Source organism: Nocardiopsis valliformis DSM 45023, assembly GCF_000340985.1.
GTDB lineage: Bacteria > Actinomycetota > Actinomycetes > Streptosporangiales > Streptosporangiaceae > Nocardiopsis > Nocardiopsis exhalans.
In genome coordinates this window covers 1-25,459 of record NZ_ANAZ01000043.1, presented here as the reverse complement: position 1 = coordinate 25,459, position 25,459 = coordinate 1, and the positions used below count along the sequence as shown (strand labels likewise).

Below are 25,459 nucleotides of genomic sequence, written 5' to 3'. Positions count from 1 at the left end.
GATCGTCCCGTCCCGTTCGGCATGTCAGCGAATGCCGGGGTTGTCGAGTCTTTGCCGCGAGGTTCCCACGCCTCCGGGACGATCGCGGCCAGACTCGGAGGGGAGACGCGTTACGGGAGGCAGCATGATCACGACCGACTTCGTCAACGGCTCCCCGTGCTGGGTCGACCTCGGGGCCACGGACATCGAGGCCTCGGCCGAGTTCTACACGAGGGTGTTCGGCTGGGAGGCCTCGTACACGGGTTCCCGTATGGCCGGCTACCGGCTCATGAGGTCGGACGGCGCCGCCGTGGCAGGGATCGCACCGCGCATCGACGAGGACGAGCCGCCCGAGTGGGGTGTGCAGTTCTGGGTCACCGACATCGAGGGCGCCGCCGTGCGGGCCCAGGAGCTCGGCGGGACGATCCTGGTGGAGCCGATGGACCTGTACGAGTTCGGCCGGTTCGCGCACATCGCCGACCCCCAGGGCGGCTGGTTCACCCTCTGGCAGGCCGGTACCTTCACCAGTGCGGAGGCCGTGGACCGGCCGAACTCGCTCTGCTGGGTGGAGTTGTGGACGCCCTCCGCGCAGGGCTCCAGGGAGTACTACGGCGGCCTGTTCGGCTGGGAGTTCGAGGACGTCGGGCTGCCCGGGGGTGAGGGCGTCTACACGAGGATCCGCCCGGCGGGGCTGGGTGAGGACCGCTACTTCGGCGGTCTGATGGAGATGCCGGCCGAACAGCTGCCGCAGGCCGAGGGCCGGGCCGACTGGCACCCGGTCTTCGAGGTGGCGGACTGCGACGCGACCGCCGACACGGTCAAGGCGGCGGGCGGCCAGGTGTACATGGGGCCGGAGGACGCCCCGGGGGTGGGACGGATGGCGGTGTGCTCCGACCCCTTCTCCGCCGGGTTCGTCCTGCTCGACCCCCGGACGGGCCGGGACTGATCCCCGTGGTCCTGGACCGGCCCCGGTCGCACACCGGTCGCACCCGGTCGCACACCGGCGGGCTGGACCGCGGTGATGATCGAGACTTTGCCGGGAGCAGCCCCGGAATGTCGGTGACCCGGAGCACACTCGGGTGGAGTCACTAGGGGAGGCAGCATGATCACCACCGACTACGTGATCGGTTCGCCCTGTTGGGTCGAGCTGACCACTTCCGACGTGGACCGGGCGCTCGAGTTCTACGGGAAGGTGTTCGGCTGGACGGCCGAGTCGGCCGGACCGGAGACCGGCGGTTACCTGAAGATCCTGTCCGACGGGGCGCTGGTCGGCGGCCTCGGGCCGAAGATGTCCGAGGACGATCCGGTCTCCTGGTCGATCTACTACAACACCCCTGACCTGGACATGTCGTTCCAGCGGGCCCGGGAACTGGGCGCCACGGCCCTGGTGGAGCCCATGGACGTCATGGGCCTGGGCCGGATGGCACACCTGAGCGACCCGCAGGGCGGGACGGTCGCGCTCTGGGAGGCCGGGACGCTGCCCGGGATGGAACGGACCGACGAGCCCGGCACCTTCATGTGGGCCGAACTGTGGACGCCTTCAGCGCAGGGCGCCCGGGCTTTCTACGGCGGGTTGTTCGGCTGGGAGTTCGAGGACGTCGACCTGCCCGGGGGAGAGGGCAGGTACTCCACGCTCCGCCCGGCGGGGCTGGGTGACGACCGCTACTTCGGCGGGATCATGGGCATGGACCCGGCCGACCTCCCACAGACCGGGGGCCGGGCCGACTGGCACCCGGTTTTCCACGTCACCGACTGCGACGCCGCCGTCGCCGAAGTCCGGAAGGCGGGCGGCCAGGTGCTCATGGGGCCGGAGGACGCCCCGGGCGTGGGGCGGCTGGCGGCCTGCTCCGACCCGCTCTCCGCGGGCTTCGTCCTGCTCACCCCGAACCCCGGCTAGCCGGGCGCCCTTCTGAATCCGCTCCGTCCCCGACCCGCCGCCCTGTCCCGCGCATGGTCGCGGGACGAGGGCGGGACAGCGGTGGTTGTCTTCGGCGCTACTGCCGGGAGACGGCGGAGGCGCCGCCGCGCAGGACGAACTTCTGGATCTTGCCGGTGGCGGTCTTGGGCAGCTGTTCCACGAACTCCACCTGGGTGGGCGCCTTGAAGTGCGCGAGGTTGTCGCGGGCGAAGGCGATGATCTCCTCCTCCGTCGCCGAGGCCCCCTCGCGCAGCACCACGGAGGCGCGCGGGGTCTCGCCCCAGCGCTCGTGCGCAACCCCCACGATCGCCACCTCCAGCACCGCCGGGTGACGCAGCAGGACGCCCTCCACCTCCACCGAGGAGATGTTCTCCCCGCCGGAGATGATCACGTCTTTGAGCCGGTCCTGGATCTCCACGTAACCGTCCGGGTGGGTGACGGCGGCGTCGCCGGTGCGGAACCAGCCGTCGCCCATCGCCCGTTCGGTGGCTTCGGGGTCGTTGTAGTAGCCCTTCATCACCACGTTGCCGCGCACGGTGATCTGGCCGACCGTCTTGCCGTCCCAGGGCACCTCGGCGCCGGACTCGTCGACCACCCGCAGCTCACCGGAGGTGATCAGCTCGACCCCCTGGCGGGCCTTGACCGCACCGCGTTCGCGCACGGACAGCTCCCGGTGCTCGGGCAGGGGCTCGCAGACGGTGATGAACGGGGTGGTCTCGGTCAGGCCGTACACGTGGGTGACGGTCCAGCCGAAGTCCTCCTCCAGCCGCTCGATGGTCTCGGCCGCGGGCGAGGCCCCGGCGGTCACCACGTGCACCCCCGGCGGGACGGCGCCGCGTACGTTCGCGGGGGTGTTGGAGAGCATGATCAGCACCGTGGGCGCCGCGCACAGCCAGCTGACCTCCTCGGTGCGGATCAGCTCGAACACCCGCGCCGGGTCCATGGCGGGCAGGCACACGTGGGTGCCCCCGGCCGCGGTGACCGTCCACGTGTAGGTCCAGCCGTTGGCGTGGAACATCGGCAGGGTCCACAGGTACTTCTCGCCGAGCCCGACGCGCAGGTGCAGCAGGGTGCCCACCGAGTTCATGTAGGCGTTGCGGTGGGTGATCATCACGCCCTTGGGGCGCGCGGTCGTCCCCGAGGTGTAGTTGATGGTCAGCAGGTCCGTCTCCGCGATCTCCGGGCGCATGAAGTCCGGGGTGGCCGAGGCGACCAGGGACTCGTAGTCCTCCCAGCCGTCCCGTGCCCCCGCCAGGGCGACGAACCTCTCCACGCCCGGCATCTGGTCGCGCACGCTGTCGACCGCGTCGAGCTGGTCGGCGTGCACGCACAGCACCTTGGCGCCGGAGTGGTTGACGATGTAGACGAAGTCGTCGGCGGTCAGGCGGAAGTTGACCGGGACGAGGACCGCGCCCAGCTGCGGGACCGCGTAGAAGGATTCGAGCTGGGCGTGGGTGTTGGGTGCGATGTAGGCGACCCGGTTGCCCTGCTCGACGCCCATGCCCTGGAGTGCTGACGACCAGCGGTCGCAGCGGTCGAAGAACTGCTCGTAGGTCAGCCGGAGCTCCCCGTCGACCACCGCCTCGCGGTGCGGGTGCAGTCGGCGGGTCCGGCGGGCGAACTCCAGGGGGGTCAGGGTGAGTTCCATCGTGCCCTCTCTGCTGTGGCGTCGCTTCACTGTGCTGGTTGTGGAGCTTGCTGCTGGCTATCCGGGTGACCGGGAACGCCGGCCGGATGACGAGGGCGCTTCGGGTCCGGAACGCAGGTCGAACAGCCGCGCGGCGTTGTCGTGCAGGACCCCGCGCAGCCAGTCGTCGCCCAGGTCCAGCCGGACCAGGGACTGGATCTGCTCGTAGTAGGAGTACGGGATGTTCGGGAAGTCGGTACCCAGGAGCACGCGGTCCCCGAACTCCCGCAGCCGGGCGAACTCGGAGCGGGGGAAGGGTGAGTGCCGTTCGATGAACGGGGTGAACGCCATGGTGGTGTCCAGGTGGACGCGGTCGTACCGCTCGACCAGGTCCAGGAAGGGCGTGTACTCGGGTGAGCCCGCGTGGGCGATCACCGCGGTCAGCTCCGGGTGCCGGCGGAGCACCTCGGCGAAGGGTTCGGGGCCGGTGAAGTTCCCGGGGATCGGTCCGGAGGCGCAGTGCACGACCACCGGGGTCCCGGAGTCGGCGAGGGCTCCCCAGACATCGGTGAGCAGGGGGTCGCGCGGGTCGTAGGCGCCGACCTGGAGGTGGGCCTTGAAGATCCTGGTGCCCGAGCCGATCGCCTCGGCCACGTAGTCCTTGGCTTCGGGTTCGGGGTAGAAGGTGGCGCTGCGGAGCGAATCGGGGTTCCGGTGGGCGAACTCGGCGGCCCAGCCGTTGAGCCAGGCAGCCATGTCCGGGCGGTGCGGGTAGGAGAGCGCGGTGAAGTGCAGGACCCCGAAGTCCCGCAGGGTAGCCACGCGCTCCTCCTCGCCCAGCCGGTAGGTGATGGGCCAGACCCCCTCGCCGAGGGCGTCGAAGTAGGCCCACACCTTGCGCAGCATGTTGTTCGGCATGAAGTGCGTGTGCACGTCCACGAGACCGGGGAGTCCGAGACCGCTCCAGACGCGGCGGATCTCGGCGCTCTCGTCGGCTTCGGAAAGCAGTGAGATTCCAGTCACATCGGTCAGCCTACGGCCAATCCGAACCACGCTCGGGGCTGGGGCCGGCCCAGAGGCCGGGGCAGGTCGGTGTCGGAGAGCGGCGCGGGATCAGGCGTTGGAGATCGAGGCGACCCCGATGAGCATGGTGATCTCGAACTGCTGGTCGTCCCACTCGTCGGTGGGGCACGAGGAGCTGACCACGAGTTCGGCGTCGTCGAGCCACAGCACGCCGGCCCGGAACGTGCGGTTCTCCTCGGAGTTGTCGAAGGTGGCGTGCTTGGTCTCGAACTCGAAGGTCTCGCCTGAGTCGGCCATGATCCGGTAGGGCGTGGCGGGCTGCTCGACCGGGGCGTTTCCGGTCCGCTCGGTGATGTCGTCCATCAGGTAGTTGAGGGCTCCGACCGGCTCGTACCCGTCCTCGCGCGCCTGCTCGACCCCGGTGGTCTGGTGGAACAGCACGTCGCAGCCGGTGCCGTCCAAGCTGGCGTGGTGTGTGTTGAGCTCGGGGTCGTACTCGATGGTCCAGCCGGTGGCGAACGACGGCGGGATCCAGTCCGGGTCGCCGTCGGAAACGGGCGCCCCGGGATCTTCGGAGACGGGCTGCTCGGGCGTTTCGGTGGGGCTCTCGGCGGGCTCCTCGACCGCCTCGCCGCCCCGGGCTGTCTCGGGGTCCAGCGGGCTGGCGTCCCGCACGAGTCCGCAGCCGGTGAGGAGCATCCCGGCGGTGAGCGCGGCGAGGAGGGTCACGGGGGCGGTGTAGCGCTTGTTCGTCATACTCGTTGGGACCCCCGCCCCGCGCCCCCGGTTGCTGAGTAGGAGTACTCACTTCTGGCCGGATCAGGCCCCGAACCCGCTCTGACCTGGGCCGCGGGAGCCTACTGGGTCCGGTGGTGCACAGGGGGTCACAGGGCCAGCAGGAGGACCCCGGAGACGACCACGGCCGAGGCGACGATCCTGACCGGACCGAAGCGCTCCCGGAAGAACACCAGCCCGATCAGCGCCGCGAAGACGATGCTGGTTTCCCGCAGCGCCGCGATCCCCGCGACCGCCCCGGACAGCTGCGCCCACAGGACCAGGCCGTAGGCGCCCGCGCTGACGGCGCCACCGAGCAGACCGACCTTCCAGATCGGCCTGAGCTGGTCGACCAGCTTCCGCTTCCTGGTAACCAGAGCCACCAGGAAGAACACGGGGCCTTGAAGGGTCATGATCCAGGCGATATAACCCAGCGGATCCTGGGTCAGCCGGACGCCGTAGGCGTCCACCACAGTGTAGGAGGCGATTGCCAGCCCGGTTGTGAAGGCGGCCAGGAGCGCGGGCACGTGCTGGCGTCGGGGAAGCCCGCCGGCGAACACCAGGACCATGAGCCCGGCCGAGATGACCAGGACCCCGGCCAGCTCCGCGGGAGGCAGGGTCTCGCCGAGCAGCACCACCCCGATCAGCGCGACCACCCAGGGCGCGGTTCCGCGTGCCAGCGGGTAGACCTGCCCGAAGTCCCCGGTCCGGTAGGACAGCATCAGCAGGGTCAGGTAGAGCAGGTGCGTGACCAGGGATCCCAGCAGGATCGGCCAGGCCTCGGGCGGCGGCATCCCGACCACGAACAGCAGCGGGAGGGTCGCGAGCATCCCGCCGAGGCCGATCAGTGCGAACCCGAGCAGCCGGTCGGTGATCGCGTGCGCGATCGCGTTCCACGCCGCGTGCAGCAGCGCCGCGACCAGCACTGCGACAACAATCGGTGTGGTCATTGGATGTCTCACAGAGGGGAAGGGGAACTCCGCAAGGCTAGTGCCCGCCCTGTCCCCCTGGCTCCGAGGCGGTGCGCGAGGCGGTGACCGGTAGGCCCGGCGCCCGCGCGAAGCGGTGCCGGAGCCCCGGCGGATGCGGCCCGTGGGATCCGGTCCCCTGGCCGCCCGCAGTTCAGTGGTGGCGGCGGTGGGCGCGGGCGTTGGTGGGCGCGATCTGGTGGTTGCGCAGGTGCTCGTAGACGATTGAGGCGCGCACGTCGGCGACCTCGGGGCGTTCGGTCAGCTTGTCCACCACGAAGGCGTACAGGCTGTTGTTGTCCGGCAGGGCCACGTGCACCAGGAAGTCCTCGTTTCCCGAGGTGACGAACACGGACAGGGTGTCCGGCAGGGCGCGGACCCAGTCGCGGAAGGCCTCGATGTTGTGACGTGAGGGTTTCACGACGCTGACGGTGATGAGCGCTTGGACCGGGCGGCCGATGAGTTCGAGGTCCACGTCCAGGAGTGAGCCCCGAATCACACCCTTTTCTCGGAGCGCACGGGTCCGATCCAGCGTGGTTGTGGGCGATGCGCCGACCGCCGCGGCCACATCCCGGTTGGTTTTTCGTGCGTCTGACTGCAGTTCGGCCAGAATCGCCGTATCTAGTTCGTCAAGATCAGCCATGTCCGGAGTTTACCCGTATTTAATACGGGTTGTTGAGTTTGACACCGGAACATGCGTAACATTTGAGCGAAAAGGTCGTATTTGGCTCGCCAGGGGGAGACCCTTCCTGGACGGCAACGTCGCCCGCCGGTCGGCCCCGCTCTGGTGCAACGTCGCACCGCCGCAACACAAAGGGACGTCCGTCACCGTGAGACCTTCCTCTGTCGCGGTCGTCACCGACCGATCGTCGGTACGCCCGGAACTACGGGGCCGCATCCTGGCCCTGGTCGCCATCATCTGCGCGGCGCTCAACCTGCGCCTCGTCGTCACCTCCCTCTCCCCGCTGTTGACCACCGTGGGCGAGGAGTTCGGCTTCGCCGCCACCGTCGTCGGCGTCTTCGGCACCCTGCCGCTGGTCGCCTTCGCGATCTTCGGCCTGGTCACCCCCGCGATCATGCGCCGTCTGGGCCCTGAGGCCACGGCGGCGCTGAGCATGCTCCTGGCCGGTGCGGGCCAGGTACTGCGCGCCTTCGCCCCTGACACCGGAACTCTGCTGGTGCTGACCGGGGTCGCGCTCACCGGCGCCGCCCTGGGCAACGTAGTGCTGCCCCCGCTGATCAAGCAGTACTTCCCGGACCGGATCGCCGCCCTCAGCACGGTCCAGATGGTCGCCATCCATATCGGCGCCCTCTTCCCGCCCCTGGTCGCGGTCCCCCTGGCCGAGGTCGCCGGGTGGCGCGCGGCTCTGGGCGCGTGGTCCTTCCTGGCCCTGGCCGCGGCGGTGCTGTGGACCGTCCAGTGGCGCCGCCCCGGAACGGTCCCGCGTGCCGCCCTCCCCTCGGGCGGACCGGCCCTGGCGCGCCCGATCTGGCGCGTGGGCATGGCCTGGCGGATGGCGCTGCTGTTCGGCATGGTCACCTGGAACGTCTTCACGCTGTTCACCTGGCTGCCCGCCCTGCTCAACGACGCCGGGCACAGCGCCGCCATGGCCGGGAGCATGGTCTCCCTGATGGTCGGCACCAGCCTGCTGTTCGGCCTGGTCGCGCCCACCGTCACGCTGCGCGCGGCCAACACCTTCCCGATCGTCGCGCTCGGGCTGAGCGGCTACGGCATCGGCTACGTCGGCGTGGCCGTGGCCCCCGAGTACGCCCCGCTGTGGGTGCTCTTCCTCGGTATGGGCACCAGCCTGTTCGTGGTGGTCATGACCATGATCAACGCCCGCAGCGCCACCCCGCAGGGGGCCGCGGCCCTGTCCGGGTTCGTGCAGGGCGCTGGCAGCGGGATCGCGCTGGGCGGTCCGCTGCTGTTCGGCCTCTTCGGTGAGCTCACCGGAGGGTGGACCCTGTCCTACGTGCTGATCGCCGGCGGCTCACTGGTCGTGGCCGCCGCCGTCGCCTACGTCGAACGCACCCCGTGGACGATCGAGGCCGCGGCACAGGGCCGCCACCCCGATCGGCGCGCCGACGAACTCCTGCACGACTGAGTCCGCTGGGCCCGCTGAGACCGCGCGGCGTGACCGGGCTCCGCGACCCCCTCTCCCCCTACGGCATCATCCGCCCCAGTGAGACCCTGCGGACCTACACGATCCGCGACCACTCCCGGGAGCGGGGGGAGTTCGAAGTGTGGTCCCACCTCTACGAGGGGGAGGGCATCGGTCTGCGGTGGGCCCGCTCGGTCAGGGCGGGGGACCCGGTGCGCCTGTGGGGCCCGCAGGGGGAACCGGAACTGGATCGGGCGCCCTACTACCTGTTCGTCGGTGAGGAGACCGGCGCCTGTGCCTTCGAACCCCTCCTGTTCACGCTCGGGCCGAACGTGCGCACCTTCGGGGTGCTGGAGAGCGACACCTCCGAGGACGAGGTGCCGGTCGCCGGTCTGGGGCAGGACGTTCGTGTGCACCGGAACGGGGCCTCCGCCGCCTCGTCACCGCTGCTGCCCGCCGCCGTTGCCGCGATGGAACTGCCGAGCGAGCCGGGGTTCGCCCTCGTCGTGGGTGAGGCCCGGACGGGTCAGGCGGTCCGCGCGCGCCTGGTGAACGAGCGGGGGTGGCCTCGGGAGGCGGTCCGGGTCAAGGCCTTCTGGGCCTCGGGGCGGAAGGGCCTGCACCACTGAAATCCTTGGTGAGGACTGTGCGCCGGGGGCGTACGCCAGTGACATCGGTCATCAGGTGCACGGGGCTTTGCGCGTGCATTTAAGGCCGATAGCGGCCAATTCGACGGATGCCCGTTGCATAGCTACTCAAATGCTCGCCAATGCCCACAACAGGCGCATAATGGCGACATGAGCAACCCACCCCCCGAAAGACCCTCCTTCGTGTTTCCCGCTTTCCCTACCTGACGCCCGCGACCCGCATGCACACCGCGACGGGGGCGGCAGGAGCTTCGCCCGGAGCGGAGCGGCGGGCCGCCCCGTTCCCCCCGGGGTACACGACGAGTGGTCGTACACCATGACGATTCAGCGGCGGCAGCACTACCTGCCACCGGAACCCCCGGAACCCCCGGAACTCTCGAAACCACCGGAGCCCCCGGACCTCTCGGAACCACCGGAGCCCCCGGAAGTACCGGAGGGCGGACCCGACGAGGCCGCACCGCTGATCCGGAACCAGGACTTCCAGACCCTGTGGACGAGCCGTTTCTTCGCCGGACTGGGTAAGGAGAGCGGCGAGGTCGCTTATCCGCTGCTGATGCTGCTGTTGGCAGGGTCGGCGGCCCAAGCCGGGTTCGTCGGCGCGGCCCAGGTGGCCACCGCCATGATCACGGCGGTCCTGGGCGGTTCGCTCGCGGACCGGGCCGACCGCCGCACCCTTCTGCTGATCTGCGACCTCGGCCGCCTGGTCCTGCTCGTCGCCTTCGCCGGGATGCTGTTCGGCGGGCACGCCACGGTGCCCCTCGTGATCTGTGTGGCGGTGGCGTCCTCTGCGCTGATGGGGATCTCCAACCCGGTCGCCATGGCCGCGATCAAACAGCTCGTGCCGTCCTCGCAGATGGCCAGTGCCGCAGCGCAGAACCAGATCCGCTTCTTCACCACGACCGCCCTCGGCGCGCCCGTCGCCGGGTTCTTCTTCAGCCTGGGCCGGGCCTTCCCCTTCCTGGCGGAGGCCGTCTGCTACCTGGTGTCCACGGCCCTGATCCTGCGCATCCGCAGGCCTATGCAGGCCCAACGCGGAAGCGAACCGGAACGGCTGAGCCTACGCGGCGCGGTGAGCGGGTTCGTGCTGCTGGCCCGGCACCCGATCCTGCGGCCGATGATGCTGTGGATCGTGGGCTTCAACATCGCTTTCACCCAGACCGGGGCGTTCCTGGCGCTGATCGCCACCGCCGACGACCGGGGGGCCTCCAACTTCATGATCGGCCTGACGGTCTCCCTCGCGGGCGCCGGCGGGCTGGCCGGCGCCCTGGTCGCCGGGGCGGTCATCCGCCTGGTGCGGCCCACCGCGATCTTCCTCTTCACGGCCTGGTCCGCGCCGGTGTGCGCGCTCGCGCTCCTGGCCGCGCCGGGCGTGCTCTCACTCGGGCTGATCGTGGGGTGTGTCTTCGCCGCGGTGCCGTGCGTGAACGCGGTGTTCTACGGCTACGTCGCCACATCCGTCCCGGACCGCCTTCAGGGGCGGGCGCTGGGCGCGGTGACGTTCATGTCCTTGCTGTCCCAGCCGATCGGGATCCTCAGCATCGGGCTGCTGTTCGACCTCGCCGGACCGACGATGGTGTTCCTGATGATGGCGGCGGTGTCGGCGCTGGCCGCCCTGTTCACGCTCGGGCCGACGATGCGGGCCCTGCCCCGGCCGGAGGAGATCGCAGTGCCGTGACCGGGCAGAACGTGAGCCGGTGACGACGAGCCCCCGCCGGACGTGACGAGGCCCCCGCAGCTTCGGTTCTCGATGTCGCTGCGGGGGCCTCGCCTTGGGGACGGTGCGGGTCGGGTCAGCCGGTGACCGGCATCGCCATCACGGGGTCGGAAGTGGGCTGGTCCGAACCGCCCTCGGGCTCGACGGTCACTGCCACACCCTCGGTGCCCTCGTCCGGGGCCGCGAGCACCGGCAGTACGAATCCGGCGTCGTCCACGGAGAGCACACCCGCTGAGTACACGCTGCCGTCGTGACGGGTCAGCCAGAGCTGGTAGTCCTCGTCGTGCAGGTCGTCCAGTCCGTGCGCGCTGAATACCAGGTTGCCCAGACTCTCGGAGTGCACGACCGTCACGCTCACGCCCTCCATGGGCTCGGCGCTGGTGGAGACCGCGTCCGGTGCGGCGAGCACCGCGGCGATCTGCTGTTCGTTGGAGCGGAGCTCGTCCACCTGGCGGCCCTGGTTGAGTACGGTCGCGCCCAGGGCGATGATCACGGCCACGCATGCGGCCAGGGCCAGGCCGAGGGTCCACGGCCAGACCCGGTGGCGGGGTTCGGGGAGGCGTTCGGGGGCCGGGGCGAGCTGCCGGGTCCGGGCGACCTCGGCCAGCACCCGCTCCCGCAGTTCTTCGGGCGGGGTCTGCGCGGCGGCCGAGGCCAGCAGAGCGGAGGTTTCGGTGAAGCCCCGCACCTCCTGGACACAGGAGTCGCAGTCGGCCAGATGGTCCTCGAAGCGGACGCTCTCGCTCGGGGTGAGGGCGTTCAGCGCGTAGGCGCCGGTCAGGGTGTGCAGGTCCTGGCCCATCGTCCTTCTCACCACTCCACCCCCAAACAGTCTCTGAGCCTGATCAGTCCGTCGCGCATCCGCGTCTTGATGGTGCCCAGGGGCGCCGACAGCAGCTTGGCCACCTCACGGTAGGAGTAACCCCCGTAGAAGGCCAGGCGTACTGACTGCTCCTGGAGTTCGGTCAGTGTGTCCAGACATCGGCGCACGCGTTCCCGTTCGAGCCGGTTGGTGGCCTCCTCGGCCACCTCGTCGTAGGGCCGCTTGGTGTCCGCGGCGGCTGCCCGGGCCTCGCGGTCGCTGCTGGCCTGCTCCGAACGCACCCGGTCCACTGCTCTCCGGTGGGCCAGGGTCATCACCCAGGCCTGCGGGCTGCCCCGGCGTGAGTCGTAACGGCAGGCGCTGCGCCACACCTCCACCAGGACCTCCTGAGCGACCTCCTCCGACTGCGCCGGGTCGCGCAGGATTCGGCGCACCAGCCCGTAGACGGAGGGGCTGATCAGGTCGTAGACCTGGCTGAAGGCCTGTTCGTCGCCGCGCGCGACCTGGCGCAGCAGCTCCTCCAGCCCCGGCGGGACGGCATCGTGGGCCGCGTCGTGCGGCACAGCCTCTGCCCTGTCCATCCGAACCCTTCTCGTTGGTCTTCGGGTGTGGGACCCGGACGGTCCGGCGTCAGCGCACGGACCGTCCGGGTGTACTTCGGGATACCTCGAAGCTCACCCTCTCATCAGGAGGGCATCAGCACCGTGTCGACGATGTAGACGGTGGCGTTGGAGGTCTGCACGTTGCCGCAGACCACCTGGGAGTCACCGTTGACGGTGAACTCCTCGCCGGCGCCCTCGGTGGTCACGTCCCCACCCTGCAGCGAGGTGAACGTGCCGTCCTCCAGCGCGGCCGGGTCCTGCTCGCCCTCGACCACGTGGTAGGTCAGCACCTCGGTGAGCTGCTCCTGGTCCTCAAGGAGGGCGTTCAGGTCCTCCTCGGGGATCTTGTCGAACGCGTCATTGGTGGGCGCGAAGACGGTGATGTCCTCGGCCGAGTTCAGCGTGTCGACCAGGTCGGCCTCGCCGACGGCGGTGACCAGCGTGGACAGCAGCGGGTTGTTGGACGCCGCGGTGGCGACCGGGTCCTGGGCCATGCCCTCGAAGCTGCCGTCGCCGTCCTCGGGCACCTCGGCACAGCCCGGGCCGAAGTTCTCGCCCGCGGTCGCCATGCCTTCCGCGCCCTCGTCGTTGTCCTCGTCCATGCCGTTCTCTTCGGTCTCCTCGGCGCTGCCGGTCTCGGTCTCGGTACCGGTGTCGTCCATGTCGCCACAGGCGGTCAGGCCGAAGGCGAGTGCGGCGGCCGCGGCACTGGCGGCGAGGGCGTTCTTACGGATCATGGCGTTCTTGCGCATCATCATTCTCTCCATGTGGTTCTCTTTTTGTGTCTGTGTTATTGCTCTGTGTGATGGTCAGTCGGTGCACGACCGAGCCCTTTCGGCCGCTGCGCCTCAGGTCGCGGTGAAACGGATGCGATGCCACCCCGTGGCGCCGTCGGGTACCGGTTCCACCCGTTCGGAAGGCTGGGTGAACCCTGTGGAATCGGTCGCCCGGACCTCGACCGCGTGGTTGCCGGGGTCAACGGTGGTCTCGGTGACCCACTGGACCCACGTATCGATGCCGGGGACCTCGGCCAGCTCGGCCTCCCACCACTCGCCGTCGTCCACCCTGACCTCGACCGCGTCGATGCCGCGGTGCTGTGCCCACGCTATTCCGGCGAGCACGACCTCCCCGGACTCGACGCGCCCGAGCGGGGCGGGCACGTCGATGCGGGACATGGTCTTGACCGGCGCCCGCACCCCCCAGCCGCGCTGGGCCCAGTAGGCCTGTTCGTCGGCGAAGCGGGTGAGCTTGATGTCGGTCACCCACTTGGTGGCGCTGACGAACCCGTACAGGCCCGGCACCACCATCCGCGCGGGGTAGCCGTTGACGTGGGGGAGCGGTTCCCCGCCCATACCGACGGCGAGAAGAGAGTCGCGGCCGTCCATGACGACCTCGGTGGGGGTGCCGCACGTCCAGCCGTCGCTGGAGGTACTGAGGATCTGGTCGGCGCCCGAGTGCACCCCCGCCTCCCGCAGGAGGTCGGCAAGGGGGAAACCGAGCCAGCGGGTGTTGCTGATCAGGTCCCCGCCGACCTGGTTGGACACGCACACCAGCGTGATATCGGCCTCGACCAGCTCACGGGAGAGAAGTTCGTCCATGTCGATCTCGAAGGGACGGTCCACCAGGCCGTGCACGCGCAGCGTCCACTGGGTGGAGTCCAGCCGGGGGATGGTCAGCGCGGTGTCGATCCGGTAGAAGTCCGGGTTTGGGGTGGTGAAGGGCTCCAGGCCGGGAACACCGAGGTCAGTCCCTGAGGGCAGGGCGGGAAGCGGCGCGGCCGGTGCGGGCAGGGCCAGCTCGGCTCGGGAACCCGCGCCGCCCGTCAGGGACGGCAGCCAGCGGCCGAGGGCACCGGCGGAACCGGACGCTGCGAGGACCCCTGCCGCGGTGAAAACGAAACCGCGCCTCCCCGGTCCCCGGTCCGGCCCCGGTTCGGGAACGGTGGGCGCGCTGTCCTGTGCGGGCGCAGCGCCTTCCGTGTCCGCCGGTGTCTCGGCCTCCCCTTTTCCTCCCCATGGTTCCAGGGTGTGGCGCGCGCTCCTCAGCAGAAGGGCGAGGGCCACGGCGCCCGCCCCCGCACCGACGACCACGGCCGCGGCCGCCCCCAGGTCATCGGTGCGGCGGAGGGCCACGGCGGCGAGCCCGGCCGCCGCGAACAGCACCAGTCCCGCGTACCCCACCAGGGGGCGGCGCAGCGCCACGACACCCAGCACCGCCCCGACCAGGACGAGGACGACCAGGACTCCGGTGATCAGCACGGCCTTGTCGGCCGTCCCGAAGATCTCGATCGCCCACTTCATGAGGAACGCGGGACTGTTGTCGACGAGCGCGTCGCCGACCGTGACCACCGGAGACGTCGCACGGAGGAGCCCGGCGGCGAGTTCGCCGAAACCGAGCGCCGCCCCGACCGCGAGCAGGCCGACACCCACCCCGACGGCTACCCGTCGTCTGTCGCGTGGCGGAGTCTGTTCCCCGTGTGTCTTGATGGTCACGTGGGGGATTCGGGGCCGACGGGGGAGCGGATTGGTGGATGGGGATCTTTTTCGAGTTTTTCTCGGGCGGGGCCCGGGCGGGGCTCGGGAAGGTGATCAGGACGGGATGAGCAGCATGCCCACCACGTGCACGGTGGCGTTGGCGGTCTCCACGTCCGCGCAGACCACGGGCGCGTAGCCGTCCACGGTGTACCAGCCACCCGAGGCGGACGAGCGCACCTGACCGCCGTTGAGGGCGTCGAACACACCCCCGTCCAGTTCCGCGGAGGGGACCTCGCCCGCGACCACGTGGTAGTTGAGCAGGTGGGCCAGACCGCCCGGGTCCTCCAGGAGGTCGTCCATCTCCCCGTCCGGGTACATGTCGAAGGCGTCGTCGACCGGGGCGAACACGGTCATGCCCTCGGCGGTGTCCATGTGGTCGCTGAGGCCGGACCGCTCCAGGGCGTCGGCCAGGTTGCCCAGGACCGGGCTGTCGGCGATGGCGGTGGCGAAGGGCTGGTCGGCCATTTCCTCGAAGCTGCCTGCCCCTTCTCTGGGGAAGTCCGAACAACCGGGGCCGAAGGGCCCGGCCGCGCTTCCGTGCCCGGCCGCCCCCTCCTGCCCCGTTTCCTGTGGGGTGTCGTCGCTGGCGCCCTCGTTCCCGCTGCCACAGGCGCTCAGCGCGAGGAGGAGCGCCGCCGCAGTGGCGCCCGTGGCAGCCGCGGGGCCGGTGCCGCCGGTGCGGCGGCTGAGGCTGGTCCTGCGCATGCGTCACTCCTTGGGGTGATGCCCTTCCGTCACCGGAGTACGACGCTACGTGCTGGCAGCCGGTTGCGCGGCGCCCGACTCACACATCCCCCGAACCCGCCCGCCCAGTCGATCGCACCCGGACGCGGTGCCGGCCCCGGCCCCGGTCAGTACCGCCGTGACCTCGGCGAAGGCCAGCGCCGCGGCGGCGGTGAGCAGCCCGATCAGGGGGCCGACGGAAGCGTGGGGGAGGCGTTCAGACGTCATAACCGAAGAATCCCCCATAGGGGTCACCCCTGGCCAGGGCGGTTGACAGTGCTCTTAGGGGGGCTCTGTGGTCGGTTCGACCCCGCGAGTGCAGGAGGATATTGCCCGTAAGTCTCCTCAACGATCGGAGTTCCCCCACATGGCGCGGAAGACGCCCCTCACCGTGGTCGCGCTCATGGTCTCGGGCAGCCTCCTGCTCAGCGGCTGTACCCCCGTGTCCGACTGGTGGTCAGAGACCTTCGGCGACGCGTCCGGCCCGCCGGAGGTCAGGGAGGAGTTCCCCTACGTCCGAGAGGGTCGCATCTTCCAGGACACCGGTCAGGACACCGAGATGCGCTTCTCCATCACCGGCCTGGAGCGCACCGACGACTACACGGTCATGCACTACGAGGTCACCTACCCAGGCGACTTCGAGGGTCCCAACCGGAACCTGAGCATGGCCCACACCCTGGTCGACCCGCTCACCGGCCGCGTGTACCGGCAGTTCCTCGACCAGGAAGGACTCAAGTACGGCTCCGAGAGCCCGAACGAGGACGGCCTGTACCCCGTGCACGACGGGGTCACCAACGAGTACACCCGCTACTTCCCGCGGATTCCGGACGAGGTCGCCCAGGTGACCTTCGTCGGCAGCGGTCTGGGCGCCATGACCGGCATCACGATCCAGGACGTGGACGAGGAGCGGGCGGATCCCGAGAGCCCCAACGGGCCGGACCACCTGAGCCTCGACAACCCGCCCGCCCGCGGGGAGAACCTCACCTTCGCCAACCGCCGCCCCAGCGACGACGCGCTGGCCGACGAGGGCTGGGTGCAGAGCTTCGTCGACTCCGAGGTGGCCTCCACCACCCGTGACGGCGACCGCGAGATCATCTCGCTGCACTCGGACGTGATGTTCGAGTTCGACCGCTCGGACCTGACCGACACCGCCGCGGACGTCGTGCGGCGCGCGGCCACCACGCTGGCCAACAACGTCGACCCCGACGACCCCACCATCACCGTCATCGGTCACACCGACGGCATCGGCGACGCCGCCTACAACGACAACCTGTCGGTGAAGCGGGCCGAGACCGTGCGCAACCTCCTCGCGGAGGAACTCGGCACGGACTACAAGCTGGAGGTCGAGGGTCGCGGCATGAGGGAGCCCATCGCCCGTGAGGGCGGCCCCGACGACGAGGAGGCGCGCGCCCGCAACCGCCGGGTGGAGTTCTCCTACGTCTTCAACCCCACGGTCGAGGCGACCGAGGACGAGGAGTACGACGACGACGGCCTGGGCGTGGCCCAGCGCAACGTCACCTGGCCCGCCCCCTACAGCGACGACCCGGGTTCGGTGGTCGCCGAGGGTGAGAAGAACGGCATCAAGCTGGAGATCTACCCGCTGCGCCGCGACGGCGCCTACGTCATCGGCACCGTGGCGATGACCAACACCACCGACGCGCCGCTCGCCCCCGAGCTGGGCGGTTCGGAGTCGGTCGCGGGTGGCCCGGAGCAGTTCAACAAGGGCACGCTCGGCGGCTTCCAGCTGTACGAGCCGGACAACGGCCTGGTGCGCTACGTGGCGCAGATGGACTTCGGTGACGGCCGCTACAGCAGCTTCGCCGAGGAGGTGCACATGATCCAGCCCGGTAACTCGCACGAGCTGGTCGCGGTGTTCCCGGCCCCGCCCGTGGACGTCAAGGAGCTGACCCTGCGCGCGGGCCCCTTCGGCGAGTTCGAGGAGATCCCGGTCGACTACTGACCGACCCAGTTCCCTTTGGCTGCACGAAAGGCCGCCGACAGCGAGCACTGTCGGCGGCCTTTCGCGTGCCATCGGTCCCAGGCTTGGGAACATGGGGTCTCGCGACGACGGAGGCCGGGATGCGAGTGGATCTGGGGGAATGGCTCTTTCTGGTGAACCGGAACGGGGCCTTCACAGCGCAGGCGACGCTCTCCCGTGAGGGGACCGGCGAGATGGGGCCGACCACATCCGAACACCGTTTGGTCGCTGACGGCCCGCTGGACTGGGAGTACGTGGCCTCAGCGGGAGACCGGGAGAACCGGTGGTCCTGTGACGGCCGTGAGCTCGTGCAGGCCGGGGCCGCGGCTCCGGCCGCCCGCTGCCTGCGCGCCCTGGATGCGGGGTTGCCGCACGAACCCCGGTAGAACACCCCGCTGCAACGTGAGAAGCCCGGTGGTGACCTGTGATCGTTCACCGCCGGGCTCCGTGTTCTCAGCGGCGCTAGTTGCGGATCTGGCCCGCGGCCTGGAAGACGACCTTCTCCAGGTCTCCTCGCTCCACCTCGTCGAAGTAGGCGATGGCGGTGACGTGGAAGTCACCGGGCAGCTGGAGGTACAGGTGCCTGCTGGAGCCGTCCACCGTGCCGACGTACTCCAGGTCGCCGCCGAGGTCGTCCGAGTCCTCGGTGTGGTAGGTGTCCACGTCCACGTCGACGTCCACCTCCCAGTTCATCTCGGCCTCGGCGCCGGGCACCTGGACCACGTCCGGGTTGGCGCTCGGGTCCGCGCCCGAGGTGAACACGAGGGTGAAGGACGGGGTTCCGGGTTCGGTACCGCCGTCGCTGAAGGTGCAGGAGAGCTGCTCCGCGTCCTCGATCCCCTCGATCGGCCCGCTCTCCTCGGTCAGGACCGGGCCCGGGGCCAGGTCGCCGACGATCTGGGTGGCGTTGGCCGCCTCGCAGGACTCGGGCAGACCGTAGGCTGAAGCCGCTTCCTCCTGCTCCTCGGCGTCCTCAGCGTTCTCGGGGCTGGGGCTGGCGCTCGCCTCCTCCTCGGGGGAGTCCGCGCCGCCCGACGACAGGCTCAGGTCCAGGTCGAGGTCGACCACGTCGCAGCCGACGAGGACGACACCGCCGATGACGACCGCGGCGACGGCCGTGCCCAGGCACGACAGGGGTGTGGACGGGATCAGGCGCATGGGTGGCTTTCGGTTCGGGGTGCGCCGGGCCGGGGGAGAGGGCGCCGACGGGGGACACAGGGAAACTTAGCAAGTCCGGCGGCCCGGGGCGTCCCACACCGGATCCGCTGTTCGTCTGACCGGGACTGACCAGCGCACACACGCGGGGCCGGTCCCCTCAGCTGCGGAGGACCGGCCCCGTCGTTCGTCGGGTCCGCGTGCGCGGCCGCGGATCAGTAGTTGATCATGTGCCCGGCCAGGCCGTGCACGGCTTCCTTGACCGCCTCGCTGAGGGTCGGGTGGGCGTGGATGTTGCGCGCCACCTCGTGCACCGTCAGGTCCCACTGCTGGGCCAGGGTCAGCTCCGGCAGCAGCTCGGTGACGTCCGGGCCGACCATGTGGGCGCCCAGGAACTCCCCGTACTTGCCGTCGGAGATGATCTTGACGAAACCGCGGGTGTCACCCAGGCCGTGCGCCTTGCCGTTGGCCATGAACGGGAACTTGGCGACCTGGACGTCGTAGCCCGCCTCCCTGGCCTCCTTCTCGCTGTAGCCGAAGCTGGCGATCTGCGGCTGGCAGTAGGTCGCCCGCGGGATGAACCGGTAGTCGATCTCCTGCGTCTCGGCGTCCGCGATGGTCTCCACCGCCACGATGCCCATGGCCTCGGCGGTGTGCGCCAGCATCAGCTTGGCGGTGACGTCGCCGATCGCGAAGATGTGCGGGACGTTGGTGCGGCCGCGCCCGTCGATGGCGATGGCGCCGCGCTCGGTCAGCTCCACCCCGGTCTTGTCCAGGCCGTAGCCCTCTACGTTGGGCGCGAAACCGATCGCCTGGAGGAGCTTGTCCGCCTCCAGGGTCTGCTCCTTGCCGTCACTGCCGGTGACGGTCACCTTCACACCCGAGCCGGTGTCCTCGACCCTCTCCACCTTGGTGGAGGTCAGGATCTTCACGCCGAGCTTCTTGTAGGCGCGGGCGATCTCCTTGGAGACCTCCTCGTCCTCCAGCGGGACGACCCGGTCGAGGAACTCCACGATGGTGACGTCCACCCCGTAGTTGCTCATCACGTAGGCGAACTCGACGCCGATGGCGCCCGCGCCCGCGATGATGATGCTCTCGGGGAGCTTCTCGGTGAGGATCTGCTCCTCGTAGGTGACGACCCGCTCCGACAGCGAGGTGCCGGGGATCAGCTTGGTGGAGGAGCCCGCGGCGATCACCGCGTTGTCGAAGGTGACGGTCTCGGTGGAGCCGTCCTCGCCCTTGACCTCGATCGTGTGGTCGTCGACGAAGGTGCCGCGCCCGTTGAGCTCGGTGATCTTGTTCTTCTTCATCAGGAAGTGGACGCCCTTGACACGGCCGTCCGCTACTTCCCGGCTGCGGCTGAACGCCTTGCCGTAGTCGAACTCGACCGTGCCGTCCACCTTGATGCCGAAGTAGTCGGCCTCGTTGTTGAACAGGTGGGCCAGCTCGGCGTTGCGCAGCAGGGCCTTGGAGGGGATGCAGCCCACGTTGAGGCAGACCCCGCCCCAGTACTTCTCCTCGACGACGGCCGCCTTGAGGCCGAGCTGGGCCGCGCGGATCGCCGCGACGTAACCGCCAGGCCCGGCACCGAGAACGACCAGATCGAAGTGTTGCTGTCCCATGACGGGATCTCCTTGAGTGTGTTTGTGACGCACCCAGTGCAGCCGGCTTGCCCGGGGTGTCGGATTGCCGCTCGCCAGCCTAGTCGCGGACCCCGCCGCTGTGTGTGACCATGCGCATTCATCGCCTTACTTTCGGGCGTTATTGCTGTTCAGTCGGGCTTCGGGGGAGCCGGGAACGTTCTGCTCGGCGGCGGTTCCGACGGCCTCGGTCCCGGTCTGGGGGACGATCCCGGCGGTCTCGGCGGTCTCGGCGGCCAGGCGCTCGGTCTCGGCGTCGTAGGCCTCACCTGCCTCCTTCAAGGCCTCGGCCTTGCGCTTGCGCTCGTCCTGGACGGCGGGGATGGTCGGGAGGACCGCCATGCCGATGATGAGCGCCAGCATGATCCAGATGGCGTAGCTGTCGATGAGCAGGACCACGTCCACACCGGGCTGCCCCGAGGCGTATCCGATGCCCGCGACGACGGAGGTGAGCATGAGGGCGCCGAGCGTGTCCAGAAGCAGGTAGGTGCGCAGCCGCATCCCGTTCGCGCCAGCCATGACATGGGTGACGCCGGCGGGGACGCCCGGCACGTAGCCGAAGAGGATGACGAGCCGCATGATCCACGGGTTCATCGTCTCCAGCCGCTCGGCGAGGCGGCGGCCCCGCTCGTTCGGGACGAGGAAGTTCACGATGTTCTTCCCCCAGCGGCGACCTACCCACCAGAAGAGCCAGTTGATCTTGATCTTGCCGAACACACCCGCGACGACCACCAGCCACAGCGGGCTCGCGCCGATGTTGGAGAAGGCGGCGGCAGCCCCGATCGCGGCGTTGCTGCCGGTGGCGAACGCCAGTGGTATCGGGTGGTCCGCGATGAAGAGCGGTCGCAGCGGCAGAGTGAGCATGAAGAAGGCCGGGATGACGACGAGCATCCAGAGCAGGACCTTGTCCTGCCGCTGCATCACCTTCGGCCAGGGGCGCATGGCCTTCCACTGGGTCTTGGCGCGCTCGGCCGCTTCCAGGTCGTACGCCTTCTCGGCGGCCTTGAGGGCTTCTTCACGGGTGGGACGGGGCGCGGCCTCGGTGGTGTTCTCGTCGCCGTGGCCCCGGGGGGTGTCCGTCTTCGTCGTCATGTCCCCAGAATCTCGTGAAAGCACGTCCGGCTGACAGTCGCAGTCATCACCGCCCTCCTGTGAGGGACGCGGTGGGCGGGTGATGACAGCTGTCACATGCGGTGAAGCGATGAGGCACCGAACAGCGGTGACCGGAAGCGGTCACGGCGGTGCCAGAAGGGGCAGTAGGTGGTCAGCGCTCGGGCGGGCGCATCGGCCACTTCCAGCCCGGGGCCCAGGTCCTGCTGTCCGACACCCCGGGAGGCATCGGCGGCAGCAGGCGCGCGCCGGGTGGCAGGCCGTCGTCCACCGGCTCCGGCCGGGGTTCGGGCTCGGACCGGAGCCAGGGCTCGGGTTCGGCTTCGGGCACCGGGAGTGGTTGGGGGTCGCGCCACGCGGGCTCGTCCAGGGGCGAGTCGAAGAGGTCGTCGAAGCCCTGACCGGTGGGTGCGGACGGTGCGGAGGGCGCGGCCCACATGGCCGGAACCGCGAAGTCGTCGGGCTCGTCCAGCTCGTCCTCCAGCGCCGGGCTGGTTGGGGGTGCCAGGGGCGGATCGGGCGCGGAAGCCGGGTCAGGGTTGATCGTGACGTCCTCGAAGGACGGGGCCAGCCCGGGGTCGGGGGTGTCCAGCTCCGGATCCAGGGCGCTGAACGACGCCGACATCGGGCCCGAGTCCACCTCGGCAAAGTGCGCGGCCACCCCGAAGTGCCGGGGCGGGCGGCGGTGCGAGCCGGTGTCATCGAGCTCGATCGGCGGGGCCTGCGGGTGACGGACCGAACCGGCTGGGTGCATGCGCGCCCACCAGGCGGCGGCCTCGTCCGGGTGCAGCTCCTCCAGGACGGCGAGGGCGCCGGTGATGTGCGGGTGGCGGCGGCCAGCCCGCCAGGAGTGCAGCAGCGACTGCGGTTCCAGGACCAGCACCCGCTCGTTGTCCACCAGGGGGATGTCCCCGGGACAGGCCTCGTTGCCGATCCACGTGCCGTCGCCGCCGACCATGTCCCACTCACCGCGCACGATGTCGGCCAGCGGGTCCACCGCGGCGTCCATGGAGGCCGCGACCCAGCGCGGGTCCGGGCGGGTGCCGGGCAGCCGGTACCCCTCCTTGCCGATCAGCGCGTCGGCGAGCAGGGTGTGCAGCTGGAAGTTGTCGCTCACGCCGTCGAAGCGCACCCGAAAGCCCCGCCAGGAGGCCCGGTCCAGGACCAGGATCCGGCTGACCTCGGACATCCGCAGCAGCTCGCGGACCTCACCGAACTCGTTCAGGCGGGTGGAGAGGGCCTGAACGAGCTGGCCGAGCTGGTCCATCGCGCCGGGGTCCGCGCGCACCGCGGAGCGCACCCCGGAGTCGCCGAGCATGGCTTTGGCGGCCAGACCGTAGCGCAGTGAGGTCCACCAGCCGACGGTGGCCAGTGGGGCGTTGTCGCCGAGGACCTCCTCGACCCGCTTCTCCTCGGTCTCGCCCACGTCGTTCGGGGAAGGAAGGGGCCCACCACCGGTCTTCTCCCAGGCGTGTATGAAGGCCGCGGCGGCCTGGCCGTAGCTGCCGAGCTGGCGCAGCACCTCCAAACCGACCTGACCCGCGGGGGCACCGGACTCCACCAGGGCTCCGGCCAGGACCGAGAGGTCGGCGGCCACCCCGGCGTAGGGTTCGACGTCGCTCAGGACCGGAGTCAGCGCCTCCAGCGCAATGGCCAGTTCCTCCCGGGGTACATCGGAGGAGAGCCGGAACACGTCGTGTACGGCCTCGGGGAAGCCGGGTGCCTGGCTGGCGGCGGTGTCGAGCACACGTTGGAACGCGGCGCGGAACTCTTCAGTCACCCCAGAATCCTGTCATACCCGCACGTGCTCTCCGTGATCAGGACGCATATGTACAAAGCGGTCGGGTGGCGAACGGGGGAAAAGTCAGACAGGGGTGGAGAAACGGACCTCTCCACCCTCCTGACCTGCGGAGAAGAAGGAGAGAAGGCGTATTCCTTCCACGATGATCGCCTCGCTTTCCGAGTTGTTGAAAAGCGGAAAGGTGTGATGTCGAGGGAGGGTGCCTGGCGGCTCCGATCCACCTTCCAGACGGCGGCCACCTCGCCGTCCACGAGCACCGTTGCGGGCGGCATCCCGTTGCGCGAGGAGATGCGCTTGAGGTTCTCGGCGGAGATCACCCGGTTCCGATCGGCGTGACCCCGCAGCAGGTTGTCGAAGTCGTAGAGGAAGCGCGCCGGCGCGGGGACGTCCGCCGAGGGGCGCGGTGCCTCGGGTAGGTCGAACAGCTCGACCCCGGCCTCGTCGCGGAAGGACACCAACCGCTCGCGCAGCTCTTCCACGACCTCCTTGAGGCGGGTCAGCCCGGACCAGGCCTGGACGTCCCGCACACTGGCGGGGCCGAAGGCGGCCAGATAGCGCAGGACCAGCGCCTCCCGGTCGGGGCCTGGCGCGAAGGGACGCCCGGTCCAGGTGTCTGCGGGGCCAGAGCGGGTTGCCCCGAGGCGCCCCACACCCCGCGCGGCGGGACCTGCACGACCGGCAGCAGACAGCGCACCACGTAGGCCAGATGGGCGCCGGGCACGCCCTCCCACCGCTGACCGATGCGTTCCCCCAGCTCGTTGGGGGTGAGCGGGCGCTCCTTCAACAGTTCCCGGCCTAGGGCCGCCACCGCGTCCAGGTCCACCCCGGCAGTGGCCTTCCCGTGCGCTGTGCGCCAGGTCCTTGTCCATGACCTCCTGGGTGGTCGGCCGGATCCAGGCGGCGTCCTCTGCGGAGACCAGGTGCAGGGTGGAGCGCATCAGCGACATCCGCACCAGCGAGCCGTCGGTGAGCAACCGCCCCACCGCGCGCGGATCGGGGTCCTCCAGGCGGCTCTGGAAACCCACGTACCAGGTGTGCGTGGTCTGCGCCTGGAGACCGATCAGCCGGGCGAGCATCTCCGTGGCAGGCCGGTCCACCCGATGCAACAGGAACTGGCGGTCCAGGGTGGCGCGGTTGAGCTCGCGTCGGCTGAGAGTTGCAGCCATGGCGGGTCCCTTCCCAGAAGCGCCAGGGCGCCGAGGCATCCGAATGTGACGGAACCCTACAATCCGGGTCGGACACTGTAGGCAAACCAGAGAGAGTCGGCATGGTGCAGATCGGGCAGTGGATCGAGAAGTCGAGGATTCGCCTGGAGAACGAGCACGTGGTGCTCACCCCTGTCGAAGAGAAGGACCGTGAGGGCTGGCGGGCCCAGGCCCTGGACTCCGACATCTGGACGCACTTCGTGACCCGGGTCGACGACGACGCCGACTTCGAGCGGTTCTTCGACTCCTACCTGACCGCCACCGAGAACGGTAGCCGTACCACGTACACGATCACCGACGCGGCCAGCGGACGGATCGCGGGCAGCATGAGCTACGGCAACCTCTCCGAAGCCGACCTGCGCCTGGAGATTGGCAGCTCCTGGCTGGGCCGTGACTTCCGGGGCCGGGGCGTCAACCACTGGGCCAAGTACCTGCTACTGCACCAGGCCTTCGAGGTGATGGACACCGAGCGGGTGGAGTTCAAGACCGACGTCCTCAACGAACGCGCCCGCCGCGGACTGCGCGCGATCGGCGCCACCGAAGAGGGAATCCTGCGCAGCTACAACGTGATGCCGGGCGGTCGCCGCCGGGACGCGGTGTACTACTCGGTGCTCCGCGCGGAGTGGCCCGCGGTCCGCGAGCGCCTGGAAAACGGACCCCGCCGCCGCTGACCGCTTACGGTCAGCCCCATGGACCCCGGCCGGACCCGTGTGCAGTGCTTCTGAAGCCAGCGAGGGGATCGGGACACGGGCCGACAGGAACAGGAACTGCGCGAGGCGGTCACGGAGATGGCGGGCCGCTTCGCGGAGCTGGCCTCCTCCGTGCCGGACCCCGAAACCACCCCATCCCCGGTGATCTTGCTACCAGAAGCAAGTTCAGCGCTGATTTCGCTTCTGGTAGCAAGATCATCTTCGGAACAGGGGCCGAAACCGTGCTCGGGGGTCTCGCGGGCTGCGTTGGTGTTCGCTGGCACGGGTGGTCAGCCGCGACACGCGATGCGTTGCGCGCCGGGCTGGGGAGAGCGGGGCCTTCGCTGCCGCTTTTCGTCGGGCGCGTGACCGTTCGGTGAGTTCCGGTTGGTGAGTTCGGGTCAGTGCTGGTCCAGGAGTTGGGCGCAGCGGATCAGACCCAGATGG

Annotated in this window: 24 protein-coding genes; 8 read left to right on the top strand and 16 right to left on the bottom strand. The window is 69.8% G+C overall.

Going from position 1 to position 25,459, the window contains the following annotated elements:
* The first annotated feature begins 124 nt into the window (after positions 1-124).
* Both D457_RS0128010 and D457_RS0128005 read left to right on the top strand, forming a co-directional pair.
* Positions 125-925 carry a VOC family protein gene (locus D457_RS0128010; protein WP_017583990.1) on the top strand — a complete coding sequence of 267 codons (801 nt, stop codon included), beginning with the start codon at positions 125-127 and terminating at the stop codon, positions 923-925.
* Positions 926-1,081: 156 nt separating this feature from the next.
* Complete coding sequence (locus D457_RS0128005; RefSeq protein ID WP_017583989.1) at positions 1,082-1,876, top strand: VOC family protein; 795 nt, start codon at positions 1,082-1,084, stop codon at positions 1,874-1,876.
* 97 nt (positions 1,877-1,973) lie between these two features.
* On the opposite strand, the gene D457_RS0128000 is transcribed toward D457_RS0128005, so the two are convergent.
* From D457_RS0128000 to D457_RS33620, 5 genes are all read right to left on the bottom strand, one after another.
* A complete protein-coding gene (locus D457_RS0128000) occupies positions 1,974-3,545 on the bottom strand; it encodes a long-chain-fatty-acid--CoA ligase (protein WP_017583988.1) in 1,572 nt (523 codons plus the stop codon).
* Between the two features lie 57 nt (positions 3,546-3,602).
* A complete protein-coding gene (locus D457_RS0127995; RefSeq protein ID WP_017583987.1) occupies positions 3,603-4,547 on the bottom strand; it encodes an amidohydrolase family protein in 945 nt (314 codons plus the stop codon).
* Between the two features lie 90 nt (positions 4,548-4,637).
* The gene (locus tag D457_RS0127990; RefSeq protein WP_017583986.1) at positions 4,638-5,303 is read right to left on the bottom strand and encodes a hypothetical protein; all 666 of its coding nucleotides are present in this window, start codon (positions 5,301-5,303) and stop codon (positions 4,638-4,640) included.
* 128 nt (positions 5,304-5,431) lie between these two features.
* Complete coding sequence (locus D457_RS0127985; RefSeq protein WP_026117105.1) at positions 5,432-6,271, bottom strand: DMT family transporter; 840 nt, start codon at positions 6,269-6,271, stop codon at positions 5,432-5,434.
* Between the two features lie 172 nt (positions 6,272-6,443).
* A complete protein-coding gene (locus tag D457_RS33620; RefSeq protein WP_026117104.1) occupies positions 6,444-6,932 on the bottom strand; it encodes an Lrp/AsnC family transcriptional regulator in 489 nt (162 codons plus the stop codon).
* Between the two features lie 187 nt (positions 6,933-7,119).
* Here D457_RS33620 and D457_RS0127975 point away from each other — a divergent pair, with 187 nt between their 5' ends.
* The 3 genes from D457_RS0127975 (at position 7,120) to D457_RS0127965 (ending at position 10,713) form a co-directional block, all read left to right on the top strand.
* Positions 7,120-8,394, top strand: a complete 1,275-nt coding sequence (locus D457_RS0127975; RefSeq protein WP_017583983.1) for an MFS transporter — start codon at positions 7,120-7,122, stop codon at positions 8,392-8,394.
* A 29-nt stretch (positions 8,395-8,423) separates the two neighbouring features.
* Complete coding sequence (locus D457_RS0127970; RefSeq protein WP_017583982.1) at positions 8,424-9,020, top strand: siderophore-interacting protein; 597 nt, start codon at positions 8,424-8,426, stop codon at positions 9,018-9,020.
* 334 nt (positions 9,021-9,354) lie between these two features.
* The gene (locus D457_RS0127965) at positions 9,355-10,713 is read left to right on the top strand and encodes an MFS transporter (RefSeq protein WP_017583981.1); all 1,359 of its coding nucleotides are present in this window, start codon (positions 9,355-9,357) and stop codon (positions 10,711-10,713) included.
* Positions 10,714-10,828: 115 nt separating this feature from the next.
* Here the strand turns inward: D457_RS0127965 and D457_RS0127960 are convergent, their stop codons facing one another.
* From D457_RS0127960 to D457_RS0127935, 6 genes are all read right to left on the bottom strand, one after another.
* Entirely contained in the window at positions 10,829-11,554 is a 726-nt protein-coding gene (locus D457_RS0127960) for an anti-sigma factor (protein ID WP_017583980.1), read from the bottom strand.
* A gap of 8 nt (positions 11,555-11,562) precedes the next feature.
* Positions 11,563-12,156 (bottom strand): sigma-70 family RNA polymerase sigma factor, encoded by a 594-nt coding sequence (locus D457_RS0127955; protein WP_017583979.1) that lies wholly within the window; start codon positions 12,154-12,156, stop codon positions 11,563-11,565.
* A gap of 104 nt (positions 12,157-12,260) precedes the next feature.
* On the bottom strand, positions 12,261-12,914 hold the full coding sequence (locus tag D457_RS0127950; protein ID WP_026117103.1) for a fasciclin domain-containing protein: 654 nt from the start codon (positions 12,912-12,914) through the stop codon (positions 12,261-12,263).
* 111 nt (positions 12,915-13,025) lie between these two features.
* Positions 13,026-14,678 (bottom strand): molybdopterin-dependent oxidoreductase, encoded by a 1,653-nt coding sequence (locus D457_RS0127945; RefSeq protein ID WP_039831984.1) that lies wholly within the window; start codon positions 14,676-14,678, stop codon positions 13,026-13,028.
* Between the two features lie 87 nt (positions 14,679-14,765).
* A complete protein-coding gene (locus D457_RS0127940) occupies positions 14,766-15,416 on the bottom strand; it encodes a fasciclin domain-containing protein (protein WP_017583976.1) in 651 nt (216 codons plus the stop codon).
* Positions 15,417-15,461: 45 nt separating this feature from the next.
* A complete protein-coding gene (locus D457_RS0127935) occupies positions 15,462-15,662 on the bottom strand; it encodes a hypothetical protein (RefSeq protein WP_152514393.1) in 201 nt (66 codons plus the stop codon).
* Between the two features lie 139 nt (positions 15,663-15,801).
* Here D457_RS0127935 and D457_RS0127930 point away from each other — a divergent pair, with 139 nt between their 5' ends.
* Positions 15,802-17,394, top strand: coding sequence for an OmpA family protein (locus D457_RS0127930; RefSeq protein WP_017583974.1), 1,593 nt, complete (start codon positions 15,802-15,804; stop codon positions 17,392-17,394).
* Positions 17,395-17,513: 119 nt separating this feature from the next.
* Positions 17,514-17,798, top strand: a complete 285-nt coding sequence (locus D457_RS0127925; RefSeq protein WP_026117101.1) for a hypothetical protein — start codon at positions 17,514-17,516, stop codon at positions 17,796-17,798.
* A gap of 76 nt (positions 17,799-17,874) precedes the next feature.
* Here the strand turns inward: D457_RS0127925 and D457_RS0127920 are convergent, their stop codons facing one another.
* From D457_RS0127920 to D457_RS33610, 5 genes are all read right to left on the bottom strand, one after another.
* The gene (locus tag D457_RS0127920) at positions 17,875-18,570 is read right to left on the bottom strand and encodes a hypothetical protein (RefSeq protein ID WP_017583972.1); all 696 of its coding nucleotides are present in this window, start codon (positions 18,568-18,570) and stop codon (positions 17,875-17,877) included.
* A 212-nt stretch (positions 18,571-18,782) separates the two neighbouring features.
* Positions 18,783-20,189 (bottom strand): dihydrolipoyl dehydrogenase, encoded by a 1,407-nt coding sequence (lpdA, locus tag D457_RS0127915; RefSeq protein ID WP_017583971.1) that lies wholly within the window; start codon positions 20,187-20,189, stop codon positions 18,783-18,785.
* A 126-nt stretch (positions 20,190-20,315) separates the two neighbouring features.
* The gene (locus D457_RS33615; protein ID WP_017583970.1) at positions 20,316-21,299 is read right to left on the bottom strand and encodes a DedA family protein; all 984 of its coding nucleotides are present in this window, start codon (positions 21,297-21,299) and stop codon (positions 20,316-20,318) included.
* 172 nt (positions 21,300-21,471) lie between these two features.
* Positions 21,472-23,097: a hypothetical protein gene (locus D457_RS0127905; protein WP_017583969.1), complete on the bottom strand. Its 1,626-nt coding sequence runs from the start codon at positions 23,095-23,097 to the stop codon at positions 21,472-21,474.
* Complete coding sequence (locus D457_RS33610; protein ID WP_449406556.1) at positions 23,094-24,284, bottom strand: winged helix DNA-binding domain-containing protein; 1,191 nt, start codon at positions 24,282-24,284, stop codon at positions 23,094-23,096. The genes D457_RS0127905 and D457_RS33610 overlap by 4 nt, the downstream gene beginning before the upstream one ends.
* Before the next feature lie 101 nt (positions 24,285-24,385).
* Between D457_RS33610 and D457_RS0127895 the strand changes: the two genes are divergently transcribed.
* On the top strand, positions 24,386-24,994 hold the full coding sequence (locus D457_RS0127895; protein WP_017583968.1) for a GNAT family N-acetyltransferase: 609 nt from the start codon (positions 24,386-24,388) through the stop codon (positions 24,992-24,994).
* Positions 24,995-25,459: the final 465 nt, after the last annotated feature.

Excerpts from the sequence above, each read along its gene's own strand:
- D457_RS0127955 (WP_017583979.1), bottom strand. The coding sequence starts at position 12,156 with ATGGACAGGGCAGAGGCTGTGCCGCACGACGCGGCCCACGATGCCGTC.
- D457_RS0127985 (WP_026117105.1), bottom strand. The coding sequence starts at position 6,271 with ATGACCACACCGATTGTTGTCGCAGTGCTGGTCGCGGCGCTGCTGCAC.
- D457_RS0127990 (WP_017583986.1), bottom strand. The coding sequence starts at position 5,303 with ATGACGAACAAGCGCTACACCGCCCCCGTGACCCTCCTCGCCGCGCTC.
- D457_RS0128000 (WP_017583988.1), bottom strand. The coding sequence starts at position 3,545 with ATGGAACTCACCCTGACCCCCCTGGAGTTCGCCCGCCGGACCCGCCGA.
- D457_RS0128005 (WP_017583989.1), top strand. The coding sequence starts at position 1,082 with ATGATCACCACCGACTACGTGATCGGTTCGCCCTGTTGGGTCGAGCTG.
- D457_RS0127920 (WP_017583972.1), bottom strand. The coding sequence starts at position 18,570 with ATGCGCCTGATCCCGTCCACACCCCTGTCGTGCCTGGGCACGGCCGTC.
- D457_RS33610 (WP_449406556.1), bottom strand. The coding sequence starts at position 24,284 with ATGGCTGCAACTCTCAGCCGACGCGAGCTCAACCGCGCCACCCTGGAC.
- D457_RS33620 (WP_026117104.1), bottom strand. The coding sequence starts at position 6,932 with ATGGCTGATCTTGACGAACTAGATACGGCGATTCTGGCCGAACTGCAG.
- D457_RS0127940 (WP_017583976.1), bottom strand. The coding sequence starts at position 15,416 with ATGCGCAGGACCAGCCTCAGCCGCCGCACCGGCGGCACCGGCCCCGCG.
- D457_RS0127895 (WP_017583968.1), top strand. The coding sequence starts at position 24,386 with ATGGTGCAGATCGGGCAGTGGATCGAGAAGTCGAGGATTCGCCTGGAG.
- D457_RS0127935 (WP_152514393.1), bottom strand. The coding sequence starts at position 15,662 with ATGACGTCTGAACGCCTCCCCCACGCTTCCGTCGGCCCCCTGATCGGG.
- D457_RS0127960 (WP_017583980.1), bottom strand. The coding sequence starts at position 11,554 with ATGGGCCAGGACCTGCACACCCTGACCGGCGCCTACGCGCTGAACGCC.
- D457_RS0128010 (WP_017583990.1), top strand. The coding sequence starts at position 125 with ATGATCACGACCGACTTCGTCAACGGCTCCCCGTGCTGGGTCGACCTC.
- D457_RS0127950 (WP_026117103.1), bottom strand. The coding sequence starts at position 12,914 with ATGATCCGTAAGAACGCCCTCGCCGCCAGTGCCGCGGCCGCCGCACTC.
- D457_RS0127930 (WP_017583974.1), top strand. The coding sequence starts at position 15,802 with ATGGCGCGGAAGACGCCCCTCACCGTGGTCGCGCTCATGGTCTCGGGC.
- D457_RS0127925 (WP_026117101.1), top strand. The coding sequence starts at position 17,514 with ATGCGAGTGGATCTGGGGGAATGGCTCTTTCTGGTGAACCGGAACGGG.
- D457_RS0127965 (WP_017583981.1), top strand. The coding sequence starts at position 9,355 with ATGACGATTCAGCGGCGGCAGCACTACCTGCCACCGGAACCCCCGGAA.
- lpdA (WP_017583971.1), bottom strand. The coding sequence starts at position 20,189 with ATGGGACAGCAACACTTCGATCTGGTCGTTCTCGGTGCCGGGCCTGGC.
- D457_RS33615 (WP_017583970.1), bottom strand. The coding sequence starts at position 21,299 with ATGACGACGAAGACGGACACCCCCCGGGGCCACGGCGACGAGAACACC.